Origin of the sequence: Methyloligella sp. GL2, assembly GCF_013341275.1 — a bacterium.
Taxonomy (GTDB): Bacteria; Pseudomonadota; Alphaproteobacteria; order Rhizobiales; family Methyloligellaceae; genus Methyloligella.
This window is the reverse complement of record NZ_CP054476.1, coordinates 2,676,422-2,694,449: the sequence shown is the minus strand read 5'-3', so window position 1 is coordinate 2,694,449 and position 18,028 is coordinate 2,676,422. Positions and strand designations below refer to the sequence as shown.

General features: G+C 62.5%; 17 protein-coding genes. 11 read left to right on the top strand and 6 right to left on the bottom strand.

The window, feature by feature from the left end; translation table 11 throughout:
- Window positions 1–9 precede the first annotated feature (9 nt).
- The 4 genes from HT051_RS12550 (at window position 10) to HT051_RS12535 (ending at window position 5,155) form a co-directional block, all read left to right on the top strand.
- Window positions 10–921 carry a glycosyltransferase family 2 protein gene (locus HT051_RS12550; RefSeq protein ID WP_174542352.1) on the top strand — a complete coding sequence of 304 codons (912 nt, stop codon included), beginning with the start codon at window positions 10–12 and terminating at the stop codon, window positions 919–921.
- Window positions 918–2,312, top strand: a complete 1,395-nt coding sequence (locus HT051_RS12545; protein ID WP_174542351.1) for a flippase — start codon at window positions 918–920, stop codon at window positions 2,310–2,312. The genes HT051_RS12550 and HT051_RS12545 overlap by 4 nt, the downstream gene beginning before the upstream one ends.
- Before the next feature lie 70 nt (window positions 2,313–2,382).
- Window positions 2,383–3,630 (top strand): polysaccharide pyruvyl transferase family protein, encoded by a 1,248-nt coding sequence (locus tag HT051_RS12540; protein WP_174542350.1) that lies wholly within the window; start codon window positions 2,383–2,385, stop codon window positions 3,628–3,630.
- A gap of 100 nt (window positions 3,631–3,730) precedes the next feature.
- A complete protein-coding gene (locus HT051_RS12535; RefSeq protein ID WP_174542349.1) occupies window positions 3,731–5,155 on the top strand; it encodes a Coenzyme F420 hydrogenase/dehydrogenase, beta subunit C-terminal domain in 1,425 nt (474 codons plus the stop codon).
- A 13-nt stretch (window positions 5,156–5,168) separates the two neighbouring features.
- Here the strand turns inward: HT051_RS12535 and HT051_RS12530 are convergent, their stop codons facing one another.
- On the bottom strand, window positions 5,169–5,828 hold the full coding sequence (locus HT051_RS12530; protein ID WP_246810082.1) for a sulfotransferase: 660 nt from the start codon (window positions 5,826–5,828) through the stop codon (window positions 5,169–5,171).
- Between the two features lie 609 nt (window positions 5,829–6,437).
- Here HT051_RS12530 and HT051_RS12525 point away from each other — a divergent pair.
- From HT051_RS12525 to HT051_RS12510, 4 genes are read left to right on the top strand one after another with little or no spacing between them, the layout of a single operon-like run.
- Window positions 6,438–7,256 carry a WecB/TagA/CpsF family glycosyltransferase gene (locus HT051_RS12525; RefSeq protein ID WP_174542347.1) on the top strand — a complete coding sequence of 273 codons (819 nt, stop codon included), beginning with the start codon at window positions 6,438–6,440 and terminating at the stop codon, window positions 7,254–7,256.
- Entirely contained in the window at window positions 7,257–8,339 is a 1,083-nt protein-coding gene (locus HT051_RS12520) for a glycosyltransferase (RefSeq protein ID WP_174542346.1), read from the top strand.
- 22 nt (window positions 8,340–8,361) lie between these two features.
- Window positions 8,362–9,045, top strand: coding sequence for a class I SAM-dependent methyltransferase (locus HT051_RS12515; RefSeq protein ID WP_174542345.1), 684 nt, complete (start codon window positions 8,362–8,364; stop codon window positions 9,043–9,045).
- A gap of 3 nt (window positions 9,046–9,048) precedes the next feature.
- Complete coding sequence (locus HT051_RS12510) at window positions 9,049–9,819, top strand: FkbM family methyltransferase (RefSeq protein WP_174542344.1); 771 nt, start codon at window positions 9,049–9,051, stop codon at window positions 9,817–9,819.
- Between the two features lie 7 nt (window positions 9,820–9,826).
- Here HT051_RS12510 and HT051_RS12505 read toward each other — a convergent pair whose 3' ends face one another.
- Window positions 9,827–10,876, bottom strand: coding sequence for a glycosyltransferase family 4 protein (locus HT051_RS12505; RefSeq protein WP_174542343.1), 1,050 nt, complete (start codon window positions 10,874–10,876; stop codon window positions 9,827–9,829).
- Between the two features lie 165 nt (window positions 10,877–11,041).
- Between HT051_RS12505 and HT051_RS12500 the strand changes: the two genes are divergently transcribed.
- Both HT051_RS12500 and HT051_RS12495 read left to right on the top strand, forming a co-directional pair.
- Complete coding sequence (locus HT051_RS12500) at window positions 11,042–12,331, top strand: hypothetical protein (RefSeq protein ID WP_208454320.1); 1,290 nt, start codon at window positions 11,042–11,044, stop codon at window positions 12,329–12,331.
- A gap of 99 nt (window positions 12,332–12,430) precedes the next feature.
- A complete protein-coding gene (locus HT051_RS12495; RefSeq protein ID WP_174542341.1) occupies window positions 12,431–12,820 on the top strand; it encodes a VanZ family protein in 390 nt (129 codons plus the stop codon).
- Between the two features lie 68 nt (window positions 12,821–12,888).
- On the opposite strand, the gene HT051_RS12490 is transcribed toward HT051_RS12495, so the two are convergent.
- The 3 genes from HT051_RS12490 to HT051_RS12480 all read right to left on the bottom strand — a co-directional run bounded on the left by HT051_RS12490 (window position 12,889) and on the right by HT051_RS12480 (window position 16,466).
- Window positions 12,889–14,253 (bottom strand): sugar transferase, encoded by a 1,365-nt coding sequence (locus tag HT051_RS12490; RefSeq protein WP_246810258.1) that lies wholly within the window; start codon window positions 14,251–14,253, stop codon window positions 12,889–12,891.
- 306 nt (window positions 14,254–14,559) lie between these two features.
- Window positions 14,560–14,979 (bottom strand): hypothetical protein, encoded by a 420-nt coding sequence (locus HT051_RS12485; RefSeq protein ID WP_174542339.1) that lies wholly within the window; start codon window positions 14,977–14,979, stop codon window positions 14,560–14,562.
- Window positions 14,980–15,200: 221 nt separating this feature from the next.
- A complete protein-coding gene (locus HT051_RS12480; protein WP_174542338.1) occupies window positions 15,201–16,466 on the bottom strand; it encodes an outer membrane beta-barrel protein in 1,266 nt (421 codons plus the stop codon).
- Between the two features lie 499 nt (window positions 16,467–16,965).
- On the opposite strand from HT051_RS12480, the gene HT051_RS12475 reads away from it, so the two are divergent.
- On the top strand, window positions 16,966–17,274 hold the full coding sequence (locus tag HT051_RS12475) for a hypothetical protein (protein ID WP_174542337.1): 309 nt from the start codon (window positions 16,966–16,968) through the stop codon (window positions 17,272–17,274).
- Window positions 17,275–17,286: 12 nt separating this feature from the next.
- On the opposite strand, the gene HT051_RS12470 is transcribed toward HT051_RS12475, so the two are convergent.
- Complete coding sequence (locus tag HT051_RS12470) at window positions 17,287–17,787, bottom strand: polysaccharide biosynthesis/export family protein (protein WP_174542336.1); 501 nt, start codon at window positions 17,785–17,787, stop codon at window positions 17,287–17,289.
- Between the last annotated feature and the right edge of the window lie 241 nt (window positions 17,788–18,028).

The window sequence follows — 18,028 nt, the reverse complement described above, 5'->3', positions numbered from 1 at the left end:
GCGCCGGCGATGACGCAAGAGACGATCCGCGCATCCGTCGTCTTGGCGACCATCGGCGGTCCCGATAAGAGCGAGCGCCTCGAGGAGGTGCTGGCTGCGCTCGAGCAGATCGAAGAGGTCGAAGAGATTGTCGTCGTTTGGCAGGGCGATCCGGATTCGCCTCTGATCCCGTCTGGATATCGGGGCTTGCGGGTGATCTTGAGCGGAACCAAGGCGAGCTCGCATGCGAGGAATGCCGGTGCGGAATTCGCCACTTCCGACTGGCTTTGGTTCCTCGATGACGACACCGTGCCGGTCGGTTCCGATTATCTTCGCCGCGCCGCCCGCTATCTCGCCGAGAACGATTGCCAATTCGCCATCGCCAATGTCCGCACCTCCGGCGAGATCTCCGTGGCCCCGCGCATCGAGCAGAGCTTCCTCTACGATACCCCTGGCGGCGTGCGCGAATTCTGGGAGCCGGGTCTGCTCATTCCGCGGCAGCTGTTCCTCGCCTATCGCTATGACGAGCGCCTGGGGCCGGGCTGCCTGCATGCCTCCAGCGAGGGGCACGATCTCGGCCTGCGTCTGGTCATCGGCGGCGTCAAGGGCATCCGCCATGCCGATCTGGAGCTCGATCATCCGCCGCTCATCCTGGATGACAGCTACGGCAACAAGATCGCCTTCTATGCCTTCGGCAATGGCCTGGTGCTGCTGCGCTATGGCTTCTATCTGCGCTATGCGGTGGTGCTGGCCAAGACGCTGGCGAAGATCTTGATCGCCGCCCTGCGGCTGAAATTCCGCGAAGCCAAATGGACGGTCATCCGTCTCTGGGCGCTGCTGCTCGGACCGCTGCTGCTGCCCCAGTCGCCCTTCGTGCGCGGTGCCCCGCCGCGGGAGTTGAAGGCCGCGCCGAAGCTGAAAAGCGTCAGGGGTGGGGCATGAAGCCGGTGCTCTCCTCAGAAGCCGGCGGCGATGCCGCCCCCGCCGAGGCGCGCCCTGTGGGCCGGTTCTTGGCACTGATCAGCCGCCTGACCGGCGCCGATCCGAACGGCGTCCTGTTCCGCCGTATCGCCAGCGGATTTTTCGGCACGGCCGGGCTGCGTATGGCTACGATGCTGCTTGCCTTCGTCACCACCAGTCTCCTTGCCCGCTTCCTGGGGCCGGCGGCGTTCGGCGTCTATGCCTTCGCCATGGCCATGGTCAACATCCTCTCCGTGCTCACCGAGCTTGGCCTCGCCACGCTCGTCTTGCGCGAGGTCGCCAAATACCGGGCGCGCGGTGAATGGAACCTGATGCGCGGCGTGATCCTGCGCGCCAATCAGATCACCTTCGCCATCGTCCTGCTGTTCGGCGCGGGCCTCGCCGCCTGGCTGCTGCTTTGGCCGGATGCCGGCGAGCATAAAATCGGCGTCACCGTGATCATCGCCTTCGCGCTGATTCCCATCGTTTCCTTAGGCCGCATCCGTGCCAGCGTGCTGCAAGGGCTCGGCCATGTGCTGCAGGGGCAGTTGCCGGAACGGCTGATCCGGCCGGGCGTGTTTTTCCTCGCCACCGGCATCGCTCTTCTGACCGTCGGCCTCCAGCCCTGGTCGGCGATGGCCTTGAACGTCCTTTCCGCCCTGATCGCCTTCATCGTCGGATATTGGCTGCTGGTCCGCTGCTTCCCCACCGAGATGCGCGGCATCCAGGCGAGTTACGACACCAAGGCCTGGCTGCGCAGCCTGCTGCCCTTTGCTCTGATCGGCGGCGTCGGCGTGATCAACGCGGAGGCCGATCTGATCTTCCTCGGCTTCTATCGCGATTCCAGCGATGTCGGTGTCTACCGCGCCGCCTTCCTCATCGCCCTGCAGGTGCCGCTGGCAGTGTCGTTCATGGACGTGGTCCTCGCGCCGCATTTCTCGGCCCTGTTCCATGGCGGAGAACTCGACCGGCTGCGGCGCATCACCCACCGCTCGGTCTATGCCAGCATGGTGTTCAGCGTGCCTTTCGCCGCCATCTGCATCTTTTTCGGCGGCACGATCTTGAGCCTGCTGTTCGGCGCCAGCTATGCGGTCGCGGCGACCCCGCTCGCCATTCTCGCCGCCGGGCAGCTGTTCAGCGTGGTGAGCGGGCCGGTCGGGCTGGTGTTGAAGATGAGCGGCTTCGAGTTCGATGCCGCGCTCGGCGCGATCCTCGCCATCGCCGTCAATATCGGCCTGGATTTTCTGCTGGTTCCGCAATTCGGCACGGAGGGAGCCGCGATCGCGACCGCCACAAGCCTCTGTGTCGCGAATATTTCGATGCTCGTAGCGATGAAGAAACGCCTTGGCTTCGTCACCGTCCCATTCGGATAGCGAGCCGGGCGACAGCGTCCCGTCATGCCATCAGCGAGCGATGGCGCCTTCGCCGGGACCGTAAGGGGGAATGGTGCATAACGTTGCGATAGCCAGCATGACCGGCGCGCGCAATCGCGGTTGCGAAGCGCTTGTCCGCTCCATAATCGATGGCATCCACACGGTGATCGGGCGCGATGCGGCGAAGATCTCGCTGCATAGCGCCGATGCCAAATACGACCGGAAGATCTTCGGCGACGACGTTGCCGCCACCTATGATGCCCATCCCCTGTCCTGGCCCTCGCCCCTGCGCCTCAAGGCGCTGCAAGGGCCGCAGATCCGCATGGCGCGCCTTGCCGAGAAGACGCTTCTGCCGTCGGAAAAACCCGGCGCGATCTCCCGCCGCAGCCTCACAGCCTTGTCCGATGCGGACATCATCGTCGCCACGGGCGGCGACGTGTTTACCGGCGATTACGGGCCGAGCAATTTCCGCTCCCACTGCCATATCCTGCATCTCGGCAAGCCGGTGTTCTTCATGGCCCAGACCATGGGACCCTTCGCCCCGGCGGAGGAGGCCTATCTGAGGAAGCATGCCGGCGCGATTGCCATGTGCACCGTGCGCGAGAGCGACAGCCTGGAGTATCTGCAGAAGATCGCGCCCGAGATCCCTGTGCATCAGGCGGCCGATGTGGCCTTCCTGCTGCCCAGCATCGACGCCGACGCGGCGCGCCGGATCCTGGAGGTGGAGCATCACTTCCCCATCGAGGGAAAGAAGCTCGTCGGCGTCTCGGTCAGCGCCGGCATCGTCGGCTATCGCGGTGCGGAGGGGAAGGTCGACTATATCGGCGAGACGGCGAAGTTCGTGAACGAGCTCAACGCCAATGGCTATGCCGCGATCCTCATTCCCCACGTGCAGAACATCGCCATCGAGGCCAACGATCTGTTCGCCTGCACCGAGGTGCTGCGCCAGCTCGAGCATCCGGAGCGCAATCTGGTGCTCTCCCTGCCGCTCTCGGCGAGCGAGTTCAAGGGCATCGTGGCGCTGTGCGATGTGCTGGTCGGCGCGCGCACCCACGCCACCATCGCCGCGCTCTCGCAAGGCGTGCCCGCCGTCGCCATCGGCTATTCCCGCAAGTCCTTCGCCATCTTCCGCGACTATTACGGCGAGGATATCTCCAAGGATCTCGCCATCGATGTCGTCGACATGACCGCGGACAAGATCGGCGCCGCCTTCGCCATCGCACAAGACATGCCGCGAACCACCGATCGCGCCGCGGAAATGAAGCAGCGGGCGCTCACCAGCTTCGAGCGCCTGAAGACCATCCTAGAGGCCGCTTGAGGAGATCTCTGCCATGAGTTTGCAAACCGGTATTCGCCAGTGGCGCATCAGGGCTTTCGCCCCGTTCGCCAGCGCGAGCAGACCGGTGGAGAGATCGGCAATGGCGGTTCCTAGCGAGGCGCGCGCCGACGGGTTTTCGATTTCCGACGTGGTGCAGCGCGGGCTTTGCGTCGGCTGCGGCGGCTGTGCGGTGGCGTGCGGCTCGGTGACCATGCGCCTGAACGAGAGCGGTGCTTACGAGGCCTCGCTGGAAGAGGTCGGCCCCGTGGAGCGAGCCGAGCTCGGCGCGGTCTGCCCGTTCTCCGATGCCGCCCCCGACGAGACCGCCATCGCCGAAGAGCTGTTCGGCAAAAGCGGTCAGGCGCAGGACCCCCGCACCGGATACTATCTTTCCCTGAACGCAGGGCGCGTCGCCGACACCGAAACGGTGACCGACAGCAGCTCCGGCGGGCTGACCAGCTGGCTGCTGATCCAATTGCTGGAGCGTGGCATGATCGACGGGGTGATCCATGTCGGCGAGGGGCGCGAAGAGGGGCGGCTGTTCGATTACTGCGTCTCCACCAGCACCGAGGAGCTGCTGCAGCGGCGCAAGTCGCAATATTACTCCACCGAGCTCTCCGCTGCGCTTCGCGCCGTGCGCGGCGACGGCAAACGCTACGCGCTTGTCGGCGTGCCGTGCTTCATCAAGGCGGCGCGCCTTCTCGCCAAGTCCGATCCCGTCCTCTCCGAGCAGCTCGGCTATTTTCTGGGGCTCGTCTGCGGCCATCTGAAGAGCTCCGGCTTCGCCGAGCTGATGGCTTGGCAGGTCGGGGTGAGCCCGGACGAGCTGGCGCGCGTCGACTTCCGCCATAAGGTTCCCGATCAGCCGGCCAACCGCTACGAGTTCGGCGCCTTGCGCCGCGGCTCTTCCGACTGGCGCTACGCCACCTCGCTCACCATGCTCGGCGGCAATTGGGGCCATGCGCTGTTCCAGCTCCGCGCCTGCGATTTCTGCGACGACATTTTCGCCGAGACGGCCGATGTCTGCTTCGGCGATGCCTGGGTCGATCGCTTCGCGAAAGACTGGCGCGGCACCAATATCGTCGTCTGCCGCAACCCCGAGCTTCAGGCCATCTTCGAGGAGGGCCTGCGGTCGTCCGAGATCGTGTTCGAGCCGCTCGCCATGGCCGATCTCCTCGCCTCGCAGGGCGGCAATTTCCGCCATCGCCATTTGGGGCTTTCGGTGCGGCTGAAAAATGCTCTGCGTCGCGGCGAGCACGTGCCGCGCAAGCGCATCGCGCCGGGCTCTCTCCGTGTCTCCATGCTGCGCAAGCGCATTATTCGCATCCGCGAGCGTCTCGCCATGCGCAGCCACGACGCGTTCCGCCAGGCCAAGCAGCGCGGCGATCTTGCGATTTTCAGGCAAGCCATCGCGCCCGAGCTGCGGGCGCTCAGCCGGACCGATAAAATGGCCCGTTACACTCCCGCGCGTGTCGCAGGAAAGTTGGGCCGGGTTCTGACCCGGCCGTTGAAGCGTTTCTTGTAGAGGCGCCGCCGGCCTATTCGACGGCGTAGCCGAAACGCTGCATCAGCTCGTTTGCCGGAGACGTCTTGAAGCGGGCCACATCCTCATCGCGGAGGATCTTCCGCCAGCCGCCCCGGCCGTCGAAAATCGGCTGGTTCACCTGCCAGCTCCGCAGCGTTTTGTGCTCCACCCCGTCCTTGCCGCCCGTCTTCTCCGGCCGCTTCACGCCGAACCAGGAGCGTTGCACCTTGTAATATTCCAGCATGGCCGGATCGAAGGGCATGCCAACGAAGCCGCAAACCTTCTCCAGCACGTCTTGCGGATCGGCGATCAGATCCTCGTAACGGACCACGATGGCGTCGTCCGCGCCTCGCGCCTCGGTTGCGATCTCGCTCGCATCGACCCAGTTGCGGAAACCGCCATCGGCATTGCCCCAGCGCTTCACGAAGGAGGCGGCGACATCGCGCCCGTCGCGCATCATGATGACGAATGTCGCGCCCGGGACCAGCTCCCGGATCCGGTCCAGCGAGAACACATGGATCGGCGTTTTCTCGGCGAGATGCGGCTTGCCGGCGAGCTTGGCCTGCTCTTGCAGGTTCCTCAGCCCGCGGCGGGTCTCAGCAGTGAAGTGGAAAATCTCGGTCTCGCGCATCGGAATGAAAACTTGCGGATGCGCCGCAAACATATTCGCCATCAGCGTTGTTCCGCTATGCGGACAGCCACAGATGAATGTCTGAGATTTTAGCGCTTTATCTTGCCCAGTAAGTTTCTGGAACGCCTGACGCGCATCCAGCGCGATGCCATGAATATGCTGATAAATAATATGGCGAATGCGCCCATCCATTTTCTAGCCCCCAGCGCTCACGTTGCGTAAATCTCGCATACCGGAAAATAACCGCGATCACTGCGTCATTCGACTCTCAAGCGCGAATCGGCCGGTACTCCAAGTAGATTAGTCGATTGTCCGCCGCAGCAGGTGTGGCGCGTTTTGTGGCGGGTATCCGTAGGGGCCTAACGCCGCTCTTTTTTCGATGAATCTGTTCATTTCGCCAACTCTTCTGTTGGGATCGCGCCCCTCGGACTGATATCGTAATATACATTAATACTTGGCCCGGATGGCCACGCCGATTCGACTAGTCCTTCACTTCGTGCCTGACGCTGTGCTTCGCAGAATTGATTGTCGATTTTCGTCGACGCGGGCCTCAAGGGATTTGTGGATCTCGCGCCGCGGCTGGAGCCAGTCGTACGGGGCAAGTCATACGGGGCAAGCCATATGGGGCCAAGCCATGCGGGGGGCAGGGCGATGACGGCAAAAGTCTCGCCGTCGGGCGGTGAAATCGCAAAACCGGGCGACACGGATATGGCCGTGGTGGATCTGCTCGGCTTCGACGTGACGGCCACGACGGCGGACCGTTTCGCCGAGCTTCTGCTGCAGCGCGCCAGATCGGGGCAGGGCGGCCATGCCGTGACCCTGAACATGGAGCATCTCGGCCGTGCCGCCCGCGATCCCGTCTATGGCGGGATGATCCGCTCCGCGGAGATGATTTGCGCCGACGGTGCGCCGGTGCACTGGGCTTGCCGGATGACGAGCGGTTCGCGCATCGCGCAAGAGCGCATCGCCGGAGTCGATCTCGTCGAGACCTTGCTGCAGCGCGGCGAGGGGGTCTCCTTCGGCATTATCGGCGGCGTCGATCCGAAGCTGGCGCTGGCGAAATATGGCGTCTCCGAAGATCGGATTGCCTATCTCAACTCGGACATCATCCCCACCGATCCGGAGGGGCTTAGCCGAGTGGCGAAGGATGTAGCCGCGGCCGGGCCGCAGCTCGTCTTCATTGCGCTCGGCGTGCCCAAGCAAGATATCGTCGGCCAAGCTGTGCTCGCCGAGCTGCCCAGCGCGGTGGTGATCGGGATCGGCGGATCCTTCGAGATGCTCGGCGGGCTGAAGCGCCGCGCGCCGCGCCTGATCCAGAAGCTCGGCCTCGAATGGGCCTTCCGCTTCGCCCAGGAGCCGCGGCGACTTTTCGCCCGCTATTGTCTGCTTTACCCGGCCGCCGTCTGGCGGCTGCTTCTGTGGACGGTCTTCAAACGGGGGGCATCGTCCGGCGATGCCACGGCCTGCTGAATGATCGTCTTCGACCTCGTCCTCGCCACCCGCCGCCCCGAGACCACCGGCATCGAGCGCTATGGCATCAATCTGTTCGAGGCGATGCGCGAGGCCGAGCCGGATACTCATGCGGTGGTGATGGACCCGGCGCTTATCTCCGGCAAAGGCGTGGTGCCGGTCTCGAATGCACTGGGCGGCTGGTTTGCCATGCCGCGCATCGCCGCCAAGCTCGCCGCGGGCGAGCCGGTCACGGTCGTCTGCCCAAGCTATCCGGCATCGCCCCTATTTCTGCTGACTCGCCAGAAGCTGCTGCGCATCATTCATGACAGCTTCCCCTGGACGCGCGATGCCGGCAATAGCTGGCAGGGCAAGCTGCTGTTCAAAACCGTCGAGAAGTGGATGCTGCGCCGCTACGATGTGCGCGCTGCCCCCACAGAGCTCACCGCCAAAGAGCTGAGCAGCCTGTTCGGACTGGATTTTGACTGCGTCGGCAATGCGCCCGGTCTCGATTTGCGCACCCTCGCGCCGGAACCTGTCGCTGCCTTGGACGGGAGCCCTTTTGTCCTTGCCGTCGGCACCGTCGAGCCGCGCAAGAATTACGACGGCGTGCTCGACATGCTGGCGGCGGCGGGGGATGCGCCCTACACGCTGGTCGTCGCCGGCCGCCCCGGCTGGGGCGATGTGGTGGAAAGGCTGCGCCAGACTGCCGGCCCGGAGAAGCGCCTGCTCTGGCTCGACGATGCCAGCGACGGGCAGCTTGCCTGGCTCTACCGCAACTGCGCCGCCTTCGTTTCCTTGTCTCACGCCGAAGGCTTCAACATGCCGCTGGTGGAGGCGGGGATCGAGGGCTGTCCCATCGTCTGCTCCGATCTTCCCATCCACCGTTCTGTTGCCGCGCCTTGGGCCAAATTTGTCTCCGGCACCGCAACGCCGAGCGAGGTCGCCGCGCTTCTGCAAGAGGCGGCAACCCAGCCGCGGCATGACGCGAAGGCCTATGGCGCGCGCTTCGATTGGACGGGGATTGCACGCAAGGTCGAAGCCTTGGTGCGGGCGGAGGAGATGTCTCCCTGCCAGCCCGGCCTATGCTCCAAGAGCAATTGACAGGCGGAGAACGCGGAACGAAATGAGCCAGCTCACGGACCTCGTAAATTACGACAACCCGAACTCCCTAGGATCGCGCTTCCGGTCTGCACGAAAGCAGGTCATTGCCGATCTCATCGAAGCCGTTTTCGCCAAGCAGGGGCAGGTCCGCATCGCCGATCTCGGCGGGCGCGAGGTCTATTGGAAGATTTTCGGCGCAGACTATCTCCAGCAACACCGCGTATCTATCGCGCTGATCAATCCCGAGCCTCAGCAAGCCAGCGCCTCGCCGCTGTTCAAGGTGGTTCAGGGCGATGCCTGCGCGCTTGAAGAGTTCGAATCCGGCAGCTTCGATCTCGTCCATTCAAACTCCACCATCGAGCATGTCGGTCTTTGGCCGAAGATGGAGGCTTTCGCCGAGACGGCGCGGCGCCTGGCGCCGGCCTACTACATCCAGACGCCCTATTACTGGTTTCCGGTCGAGCCCCATGCCATCGCGCCCCTCTACCACTGGCTGCCCGATAGCTGGCGCGCCAAGCTGATGCTGAAAATGCGGCTCGGCAACTATCCGCGCGCCGCCGATATGGGCGAGGCGATGCGTGCGGTGCAAGACGCCATCATGCTGGACAGGGCTCAGATGAAAGCCCTGTTTCCCGATGCGGAGATCCGCTTCGAATGGCTCGGCCCGCTTCCGAAATCCCTCATGGCGATCCGCCGGGAAGGCTAAGACTTGAAGAAGACTCTCATTCGTTCCGTCAGCCGGCTGCTCAACGCCAAGCAACGCAAACGGCTGCGCTACTATCTGACCGTCGGCCTCGAAAAGCTGGGTGTCGACCAGTTCCCGGCGCATAACGAACTCGACCGTAAGTTGTTGAAATATATCGGCGACCGGAAGGGCGGCGTGTTCATCGAGGCGGGCGCCAATGACGGGCTCTCGCAATCCAACACCTGGTATCTGGAGCGCAAGCTCGGCTGGTCCGGCCTCCTCATCGAGCCGATTCCGTGGATCGCCGAGATCTGCCGTAAGCAGCGCAACGCCATCGTGGAATCTTGCGCCCTCGGCGGCTTCGATCAGGAAGGCACCACCACCACGCTTTATTACGGCGCCCTGATGACCGTCGCCGAAGATACGCCGGGGAGCCACCTGGAAGAGGGCGGCGCCAAGGCCCATGCCGAGAGCGGCGCCAGCTGGGTGGGTGAAGAGGCGATCCCCTTCGAGAGCGAGATCCACGCCCTTTCCACGCTGCTCGACAAATACAGCCTGAGCCGCGTCGATCTCCTGTCCCTCGATGTGGAAGGCTACGAGCTTAATGTGCTGAGCGGCGTCGATATGGACCGCCACATCATCGACTATATCCTGGTCGAGACCGGCAATCTCGCCGCGGTCGACGAGCTGCTCGGCAGCCATTACGACCGTGTCGACCAGCTCTCCTTCCACGATTATCTCTATCGCCGGCGTACCGAGCAGCCCGGGCTGCGTGTCATCCATTCCAGCGATTAGCCGGTTGCTAAGACGCCCCGCCGGCGAGTGCCCGCGCGATGCCGGCGAAGCGGTTCGTTGCGGCGTCCATGGAATAGCCGGCAAGCGCGTCCGGAACCTTGGCGCGTAGCGCGGCGAGCTCCGATGCGTCGAGCGCGATCAGCTTTTCCAGACAGGTGCCGATCTCTGCCGGCGTGATGCCGCAGACGAGATCGGGCGAGATTTTCGCAACCAGCTCGGCGCTGCCGCAGCGCTCCGAGGCCACCGCCAGGCAGCCGCGCTCCAGCGCCTCGTTGATCACGAAGCCCCAAGGATCGGCGAGGGAGGGCAAGATCAGCACATCGATAGATTGGAAGAAAGCTTCGCGGCTGGCCTCGTCGACATAGCCGAGAAAGTCCAGGCCGGGCATTTCCTGTTCGCCGGTGAAGCCGGCGATCTTGAGCGTAACGTCGTCCCGACCGAGCCCGCCGAACGCCTCGATCAGCGCCTGTACATTCTTCCGCGGTCCGTCCGAGCCGAGATAACCGAAGCGGCGCAAGGGAGCTGGCGGCCGAGCCGGCGCATGTTTCCCCGGCGGCGGCACCGCCTGCACCATGCGGCGCAAGTTTCTGTCGATGCCGTAATCCTCGAGATAGCGCCGCGTCATGTCTGAGAAGGCGATGCGGATCGGGCAGAGCAGCGCCAGGAGCCGCGTGCACGCCGCCTGATAGGCGAGCTTCAGCCGCCCCTTGTAGCGATCCGGGATATGCTCCACCCACATGCCGAGTCTGGAGCCGCATAGGGCGAAAAGTGCGCTCCACAAAATCATGCAGATATTGCTCGGATTGTTGTCGAGCACGATGATATTGGCCCGCCAGAACCGCATCGGAACCCAGAAGAACAGCGTCTTGCCCACGAAGAAATGCGGCAGCTGGACCGCAGGGTAGGGCGGATCTTCCACCGGCGACCAGGCGCGCCCTTCGTCGCTCGGCAGATGCATATAGAGCGCGGTGAGCGCGACGCCTCTTTTGCACAGGCGTTCGAACAAGGCATGCCGCGCGGGCGTGAAGTAGTTCTGGAAGACAAGTATACTTGTCATGGATGAAAAGCCTGGAATCAAACGGGACGAGTTGGGACGCGTCGCTGTCCCGGCGGCGGGCTATGAGCGGGGAAAGGGATTTGGCCTGTTACGAATTCCATCCCGATGGAAGTATAAGCTGGCAAGTATAAGCAGGTCACGAATTTGGCCGTCTAGTCCGGCCGTTTGGCGAAGGTTTTGATGAGCCTATCATCGAGTTCACCCCTTGCGCATTCCCTCAGCCCCAGCGGGGCGCGTCAAGCCGGCACTTGGCGACATTACTTAACTCTGGCGATCCTACTTGCGGCGGTTTTCTCCAACTTTCTGCTCGCCGTCCTGAATGCGCATGTCATGTCGGTCAGCACCGGCATGGTCACGCTGTGCTACCTGGCGATCGCCGGTGCGGGCTTCGGCCTCTGGCTGACGGACCCCGTCATCAACAAGTTCTATCTGATCTTGGCTGGCGCCCTGGCGCTGCTGTTTCTCTTATCGTCGCTCTACACGAACAAGTTCGACACGGCGTTTGTGTACAGGCTCTACCTCATTCCCATATTCGTGCTGCTGGGCTGGTCGAGCCGCGCCAATATCGCCGGCATCGTCTCGAAGCTTCTGCTGGTCATCCTCGGCGTCGCGATTTTCGAGCTCGCTTTCACCGATCAGTACATCGCGTTCTGCGACCCGCTGAGCTACTACACGAGCACGCGGAGCTGGACCAATACCGGCGAAGGAACCAACGCCGAGGCCAATCTTTATCTGGGCGCCTATCGGATTGGTGGAACGCTGTTTGGGGCAAGCCACAGGGCGGGCTCGATCTTCATCGAGCCTCTGTCACTCGGCTATTTCGCCACTATCGCGGTGATCTTCACCTTGAGCGATGCATCGCTGCCGGCCGCCAAAAAGGTGCTTCCGATCCTGATCTGCCTGCTTCTCGGCATTCTCGCAGATACCCGGCTTTCGGTGGCGTTGAGCACGGCCCTCGTCTTGGGATATCCGCTTCTTCGCCGCATCCCGCTCGGCGCCGTCAGCGTGTTGCCGATTCCATTGTTTGTGCTCGGCGCCCTCGTCTACGCCAATGCCGGGCTTATCGGTGGAGATTTGGGGGGGCGTCTGGCCTGGACCTATGGCGATCTCGCCGCCACCGGGCCGGCTCAGCTCTTTCTCGGCGGTATCGACGCCACCAATCTCGGCGATGCCGGCCTCGTCAATCTCATCACCCATGTCGGGCTGATCGGCTGCTTCATCTTCTTTCAACTGGCCTCCGGGGCCGCGCTGCGCGCGCCGGCAACCTCCTTTCTCTGCGCCGCTGTGATGGTCTACCTGTTTATGGGCTCGCTCTTCGGCGGCGCGATGCTCTCGCTCAAAACCGGCGCGATCCTCGGCTTCGGCATCGGCGTCCTCGCGCGGCAAGGGGTGTCGGCCGTCACCGCCGCGATGGAGGTTGCTGCTGCAGAAAGTCGCAAGCAGGATGAGCAATGAGCGCTGGACCGCAAGCGCTATCCCATTGCTCCATAGATCGAATCGCCGCCATCTGAGTCGCGAATGCCCTCGGGAACCAGCCGGAAGGATTTCAGAGCTATGCAGCGAACACTCCGAACCAAGCTGCCGTCCTGGCTCCGCCTCGCCGTTCTGGCCGCGATCGGGGCGGGCATCCTGGCCGGCTCCTTGATCCCGGATTTTGCGCCGCCTTCCGACTATGGCTTCGATCAGATTGTGCACGCCTCCTGTTACGCCGGCTTTGCGATGCTGTGTGTTCTGTTGTTCCGGCGTTCTCTGATTTTTGGTGCGGCGCTTTTTGGGTTCTCGATCATGATCGAGCTGCTGCAGATGGCTGTGCCGGGCCGTACCGGATCGTGGGAGGACGTCGCCGCCAATCTGGCCGGCATCGTCGCCGGCATCGCCATCGTCGAGTTTGCGGTAATGCGGGCCAGGACTTCGAAAGCCGACGATCTGTCGAGAACGGCTTAGAGCCGCGTTGCCTCAGATCCGGGGCGCAGGGATCGCAGGAGCGATGATTCCCGCAAGGGACACCCGCTCTAATAAGCGTTCCGGTGCACGATCACCGCGCAGGTCCGCACGATGATCTGGATGTCCTTCCACAGCGACCAAGTGTTGATGTAGTCGAGGTCGGAGGCGACCCGAAGCTCCAGATCGCGCGTTGTGTGAGTCGCGCCGCGATGGCCTCTGACCTGGGCCAGCCCCGTCATGCCGGGCTTGACCGCATGGCGCTCCCAATAATTCGGCGCCGCATCCCAGAACAGCGCGCCCTTGGCGCGCGAGCCGAGCGCATGCGGCCGCGGCCCGACCAGGCTCATATCGCCCATCAGCACGTTCCAAAGCTGTGGCACCTCGTCCAGGCTGGTCTGGCGGAGAAACTTTCCGACGCGGGTAATCCGGTCGTCGTCGCGGCTGGCCGAGCGATTCCCCGTCATGTCGGTGAGTTCGGCGCGCATGGTCCGGAACTTCCAGCAATAGAAGGAGTGATTGTGGCGTCCCAGGCGTTTCTGCACGAAGATCACGGACCCGCGCGATTCCGCACGGATCGCGATCGCAATCAAACAGGCGACCGGCAGCACCAGCGGCAATAGCAGCAGCGTGACCGATAGATCGAAAAGCCGCTTCAGAACGCGGTCGCGCACGCTGAGCGGACCGCGCGCCACCACCAAAGTCGGGTCCTCGCCCCAACGGCCGATGCCGAGCGGGGCAAGCCGCGAGATATCGGGATAGACGACCTCGGCCGGAAAACCCGTCTGGCGAAGCACGGCCACCCATTCATTGCGTAACTCGCTATCCTGAAAGCTGAGTACGACTCGGTCGAAGCCGTCGAGATAGTCGTTCAGCCGCTCCCAAAAGCGCGGATCGTTTTGGCGGATCTCCAATCCGGCTTCCGTGACCCCGATGACCTCCGCGACCTCTCGTCCGATCGGACAATGCACATCGTCGGCCAGGCAGATACCCCGGGTCTGGATCAGCTCGTTGCCGGCGACGATGTTGGCGATGGGGATCCGCGACAGGGCGAGCAGCATGGCCGCGATCGTGAACAGATAGCCGATCTCCAGGCGGGAATAGTCTTCGCTGACCTTGAAGGAGAATGCGGCTGCGAACACCAGGAGCGCCGTCATGATGAGCGCCGTCTCGGCTCGCCGCACCGCGGATGACCATTTCGCCAATGTTTTCAGCGAATAAGCCCGCCTTCCAAGCGCGATAACCAGATACAGCGGAAATATGATGAGTAGAAAGTGTCGGGTGTACTCGGAGATAAATACACCAGCGCGCAAGTAGGATGCGAGAACCGCGGCGCTGAATATAATGAGAAGGTCGAGAATGCCGACGAGAAAGCTTAATCCGATCCGCAGCGTTTCTCGGTGGCGGACCGCTGCTTCGTCACGTAGCGATCTCACATGATGAATATCTATGTCAGTCACAGCCGCAGCCCGAGTATGCCCCCAAGTAAACTTACTCGACGATATTATCGATAGCAGCTTTCCGGCGGAGCGTCGATAGAGCGTTCTCGTTCTGCACAAAGAGTTTTCTGACGCTGAAGCCAAAATTGAACGCAGCGGTGGTGATTTTACTTATGGAGGTTGCGTTGCGGGCGTGAGGTTCACGCATAGCGCATCCGACCGCTCCGGCACCTATCGGATTGGAGCGACAATGTCCGCTTCAGAACCGTCTCGCTCGGCGTCGGTATCGTCTCGCCGCGCCCGCTAGTTCGGGCTAATCGGTATGTGGCTGGGGTTGTTGCGGTCGATATTGGTGGAAACGGCGAAGGCACCGCCGAGCACACCGGCGCTGACGAGAAAGATCCAAGGCGGCATTCCGCCGGGGTTGCTGACGGCGCGAAGACGCCTCAAAGCGTCCAGAAAGCCTCGCTTCGCAGCCGATCTTTGCGCGTCGTTCAGGTCCTCCGAACTGCGCATATAGGCGACGAATTGGGGCGCGATTTCCGGATTTCCAACCAGCAGATCGGTCACCGCAGCGGACAGTTCGGCACCGCCATCGGGATAGTTTGCGAAGGTGCTGACGATCGAGGGGGCGATAGCGACCTCGACCGCGCGAGCAGGTGTTACGGTGCTTTGCGCCATTGCCTGAACCGGCAACCCCGCAAAGGCAACGCTGGTGGCCAAGGCCGCAATCCCTGCCTGTTTCAGCTTATTAACAACCATCGCTCTCGTCCGCCAAGCTTTGCTGGAATGCCCTCTTGCTTGGCTAGTATCTGTAAGTATGACCGTTCCGGTTTGATTGAACAGTGCCAGGTTGCTCCCAACCAAGTAAATGGCGCCAATTCTGTCGATCCAAGTGTGCCTAGTTGCATATGCAACACAATCTATGCGGCAATCCGACGCACTTAGAACCGAGTTTTTGCTCCCGCCGAAACGAAGTTGCTCGAATACCCGGCACCGCGAACATTCGAATCACGGTCGCTATAGGTATACTCGACATTAAGTCCGAAATGGTTTCGGAAGTAATACGTAATTCCCGCCGATGCCGAGGTGATCTCGTCGCGGCGGATCGAATTGATGTAATCCTCGGTCGTATAGCCGAACCCTGCGTCCAGCGTTACCGCGCGGGTCACCGACCATTCGGCGCTCAACGCACCGACATAATCTTCCGTCATGCTGCCCATATTCGTCGGCTGGGCGCGAAAGTCCGATGTGCTGAAGCCGTGATCGAGATTTGCCGTAAAGGTGAGGAACCGGCGGGGGAACCAGGACAGCGTGCCGCCATAAAGCGGCCCGTCGACCGTGCCGTAGGAAGGGTCCTCGAAGTCCTGGCTGAAATAACCGGTATAGATCTCGCCGCTGAACAGGCTGATTCGCTCCGAGCCGACACCGGCCACGATCCGGGTGCCGTCCGAATTGAGGTAGGACGCCTCAGAGTAGCGTTGCCACTGCCAGGATGGTTCGACATAGACGTAAGAGAACCCGCTCACGTAATAGCCGAGCCGGTTCGTCACCGTGTAGTCGGTTCCGTCGCGGAAATCCTCATTCACGACATTGCCGAATGCATCCTTCGAATTCTGGAAGTCGTTATGGGCAAGACTGCCGCCGACCGCGGCGAAGAACCGCCCGAACCCCTTTTCCAGCGAGGTTGAGGCGAAATCCTGCCGATAGTGGATCGGCTCGTCGGGAACCCCGGCCTGACCCGGATTGCCGATCGATGTGATGTCGTTGTCGAACCCGACCTGGCCCTGGATGCGATAGATCAGGTCCCGCTGGATCTCCCAGGTTTCGACGCCGCCGACACGGGTGTTGTCGAAAGTGGTGACGCTCTCGGAAGGGTAGAACCGGATATCGCCGATGCCATAGAGCTCGGTCCGGTGAATGCCGGTGTCGTGCAGTGCCAGCACCGAGGGCGTCAGCCTGACGCCGGATGCGCTCTGCGGATTGGAGCTGGAGCCGTTGAGGTTGCTGTTATAGGCGCTGCCGACGCCGAGCTGGCCGTAGACCAGCCAGTCGAACACCGGGATCGCACCTGCTGTGGTCTCGGGCCGGTGGTCGCTCTCCACCTCGCGCACGGTCTGATGCAAGGAGCGGATGCGGGAATTGTAGATCTCGGTTCCGGGGACGGAAGGGGCTTCGCCTGCGCGTGCGGGGAGAGCCGCGCCGCCCACCAAGAGTGCCGCGCATATCCCCAGCCCAAGCAGGCCTTTTGCCCGGGCGGTCAATGCCAAGTGGCGTCTAATAACGTCCCCCAAAACCCGTTCGCAAATCGCGTGCCCCACCGGGTCGTCTGTCGTATCGGATCTCCCGATCCGGTCCGCTTCCCTGAAATCGCGGAAAACTACCCCTAATCCGCAATATCGACTTGAGATGCCGGACTTACTCGACAACCTTATTCAGACTATATTCCTGCTGCATTGCAACACGCCAATTGGTTAAAAATATTTACCTCAGGAATAAAATTCTGTTTTGAGTTCCCTTGTTGCGAGTACGCCACAGGTGCGCGCAAGTAAGACTTCGCCTATCGCGGGCAACTCCCTTATGGCGCGCACACCCGGCAGCTCAGCAATCATGCTCGTTCTGGTGGCGGTAACGACTGCCTGAGCTGCCGCCGGCGCGGTCCGCATTGCCAACGACAAGGGCGGCGGCGTTGCCGAGTACATGCGCGCCATGATGAATATTCGCGATTCGGGAAAGCGCATGATGATCGACGGCGACTGCTTCTCGGCCTGCACGCTGGTCGCCGCCATCGTCCCGCCGCAGCGGATCTGCGTGACTGAGCGCGCCCGGCTGGGCTTTCACGCCATCAAGACCAAGAGCGGCCGCCGCCGGTCCACCAATGCGGGCATCACGGCTGCGATTTTCAAGATGTATCCGGCGGAGATCCAGTCTTGGCGTCGGCGAAACGGCGGGCTCACCGAGCAGATGGTGCTTCTGGAAGGAGAGGCTCTACGCCGCCTGTATCGAACCCGCCAATGACAGACCGGGCGATTAGAAGAAGCGTTCCGGCACCCTGACGACGTCGCCCGGCCCGACCTTCACATCCGGAGACAGGGAGAAGGTTTCCATCTTGGATTTGCCCGAGCGCTGGATGTAGACCTTGGATTTGCTAGCCCGATAGGTCGATCCTCCGGCGATTGCGATCGCGCTTAGGATATTGAGTCCGCTGCGATATTCGTACTCTCCGGGTTTCTGCACCTCGCCGAGCACATAGAAGGGCCGGAAGTTGGTTCCTTCCACCGTCACTTGCGGATTTCGCAGATAGGAGCGCAGCTTGGACGATATCGCGCGTTCCAGCTGCGCTTTGGTCAGGCCGGAGGCGCGAACCGAGCCGGCAAGCGGAAGCGTGATCGATCCGCCCCCATCCACAAGATAGTCGCCGGTGAGGCTATCCTCGCCATAGACCACGACTTTGACCTTGTCGCCGGGAGCGAAGCGTTCGGCCAGGGAATTGGGAACGAGGCCGCCATTGCCGGCGATCGACGCGGTCATCTGCGAGCCGCGGGCAGCGGGGCTTCCACCGCCCGAGGAGGCGCAGCCGGCCATTGCAATTGCAAGCAGCAGCAGAAGGGCTGTGCGAAAAGCCCAATTCAAAATCGCGTTCCTCAGTTGGCCAAGTATCAAATTCATCCCCGTCCAAGTGCAGGCACTTTAAGACTAAGGATCTTAACCATGTGTAGATGCCGCACCGCCGCATAAAATACTAGCCGGCGCTTCGGCGCACTCAGCGGTG

Excerpts from the sequence above, each read along its gene's own strand:
- HT051_RS12525 (WP_174542347.1), top strand. The coding sequence starts at position 6,438 with ATGACGGCAAAAGTCTCGCCGTCGGGCGGTGAAATCGCAAAACCGGGC.
- HT051_RS12540 (WP_174542350.1), top strand. The coding sequence starts at position 2,383 with ATGGTGCATAACGTTGCGATAGCCAGCATGACCGGCGCGCGCAATCGC.
- HT051_RS12495 (WP_174542341.1), top strand. The coding sequence starts at position 12,431 with ATGCAGCGAACACTCCGAACCAAGCTGCCGTCCTGGCTCCGCCTCGCC.
- HT051_RS12520 (WP_174542346.1), top strand. The coding sequence starts at position 7,257 with ATGATCGTCTTCGACCTCGTCCTCGCCACCCGCCGCCCCGAGACCACC.
- HT051_RS12550 (WP_174542352.1), top strand. The coding sequence starts at position 10 with ATGACGCAAGAGACGATCCGCGCATCCGTCGTCTTGGCGACCATCGGC.
- HT051_RS12535 (WP_174542349.1), top strand. The coding sequence starts at position 3,731 with ATGGCGGTTCCTAGCGAGGCGCGCGCCGACGGGTTTTCGATTTCCGAC.
- HT051_RS12505 (WP_174542343.1), bottom strand. The coding sequence starts at position 10,876 with ATGACAAGTATACTTGTCTTCCAGAACTACTTCACGCCCGCGCGGCAT.
- HT051_RS12545 (WP_174542351.1), top strand. The coding sequence starts at position 918 with ATGAAGCCGGTGCTCTCCTCAGAAGCCGGCGGCGATGCCGCCCCCGCC.
- HT051_RS12475 (WP_174542337.1), top strand. The coding sequence starts at position 16,966 with ATGATGAATATTCGCGATTCGGGAAAGCGCATGATGATCGACGGCGAC.
- HT051_RS12530 (WP_246810082.1), bottom strand. The coding sequence starts at position 5,828 with ATGGCGAATATGTTTGCGGCGCATCCGCAAGTTTTCATTCCGATGCGC.
- HT051_RS12515 (WP_174542345.1), top strand. The coding sequence starts at position 8,362 with ATGAGCCAGCTCACGGACCTCGTAAATTACGACAACCCGAACTCCCTA.
- HT051_RS12470 (WP_174542336.1), bottom strand. The coding sequence starts at position 17,787 with ATGACCGCGTCGATCGCCGGCAATGGCGGCCTCGTTCCCAATTCCCTG.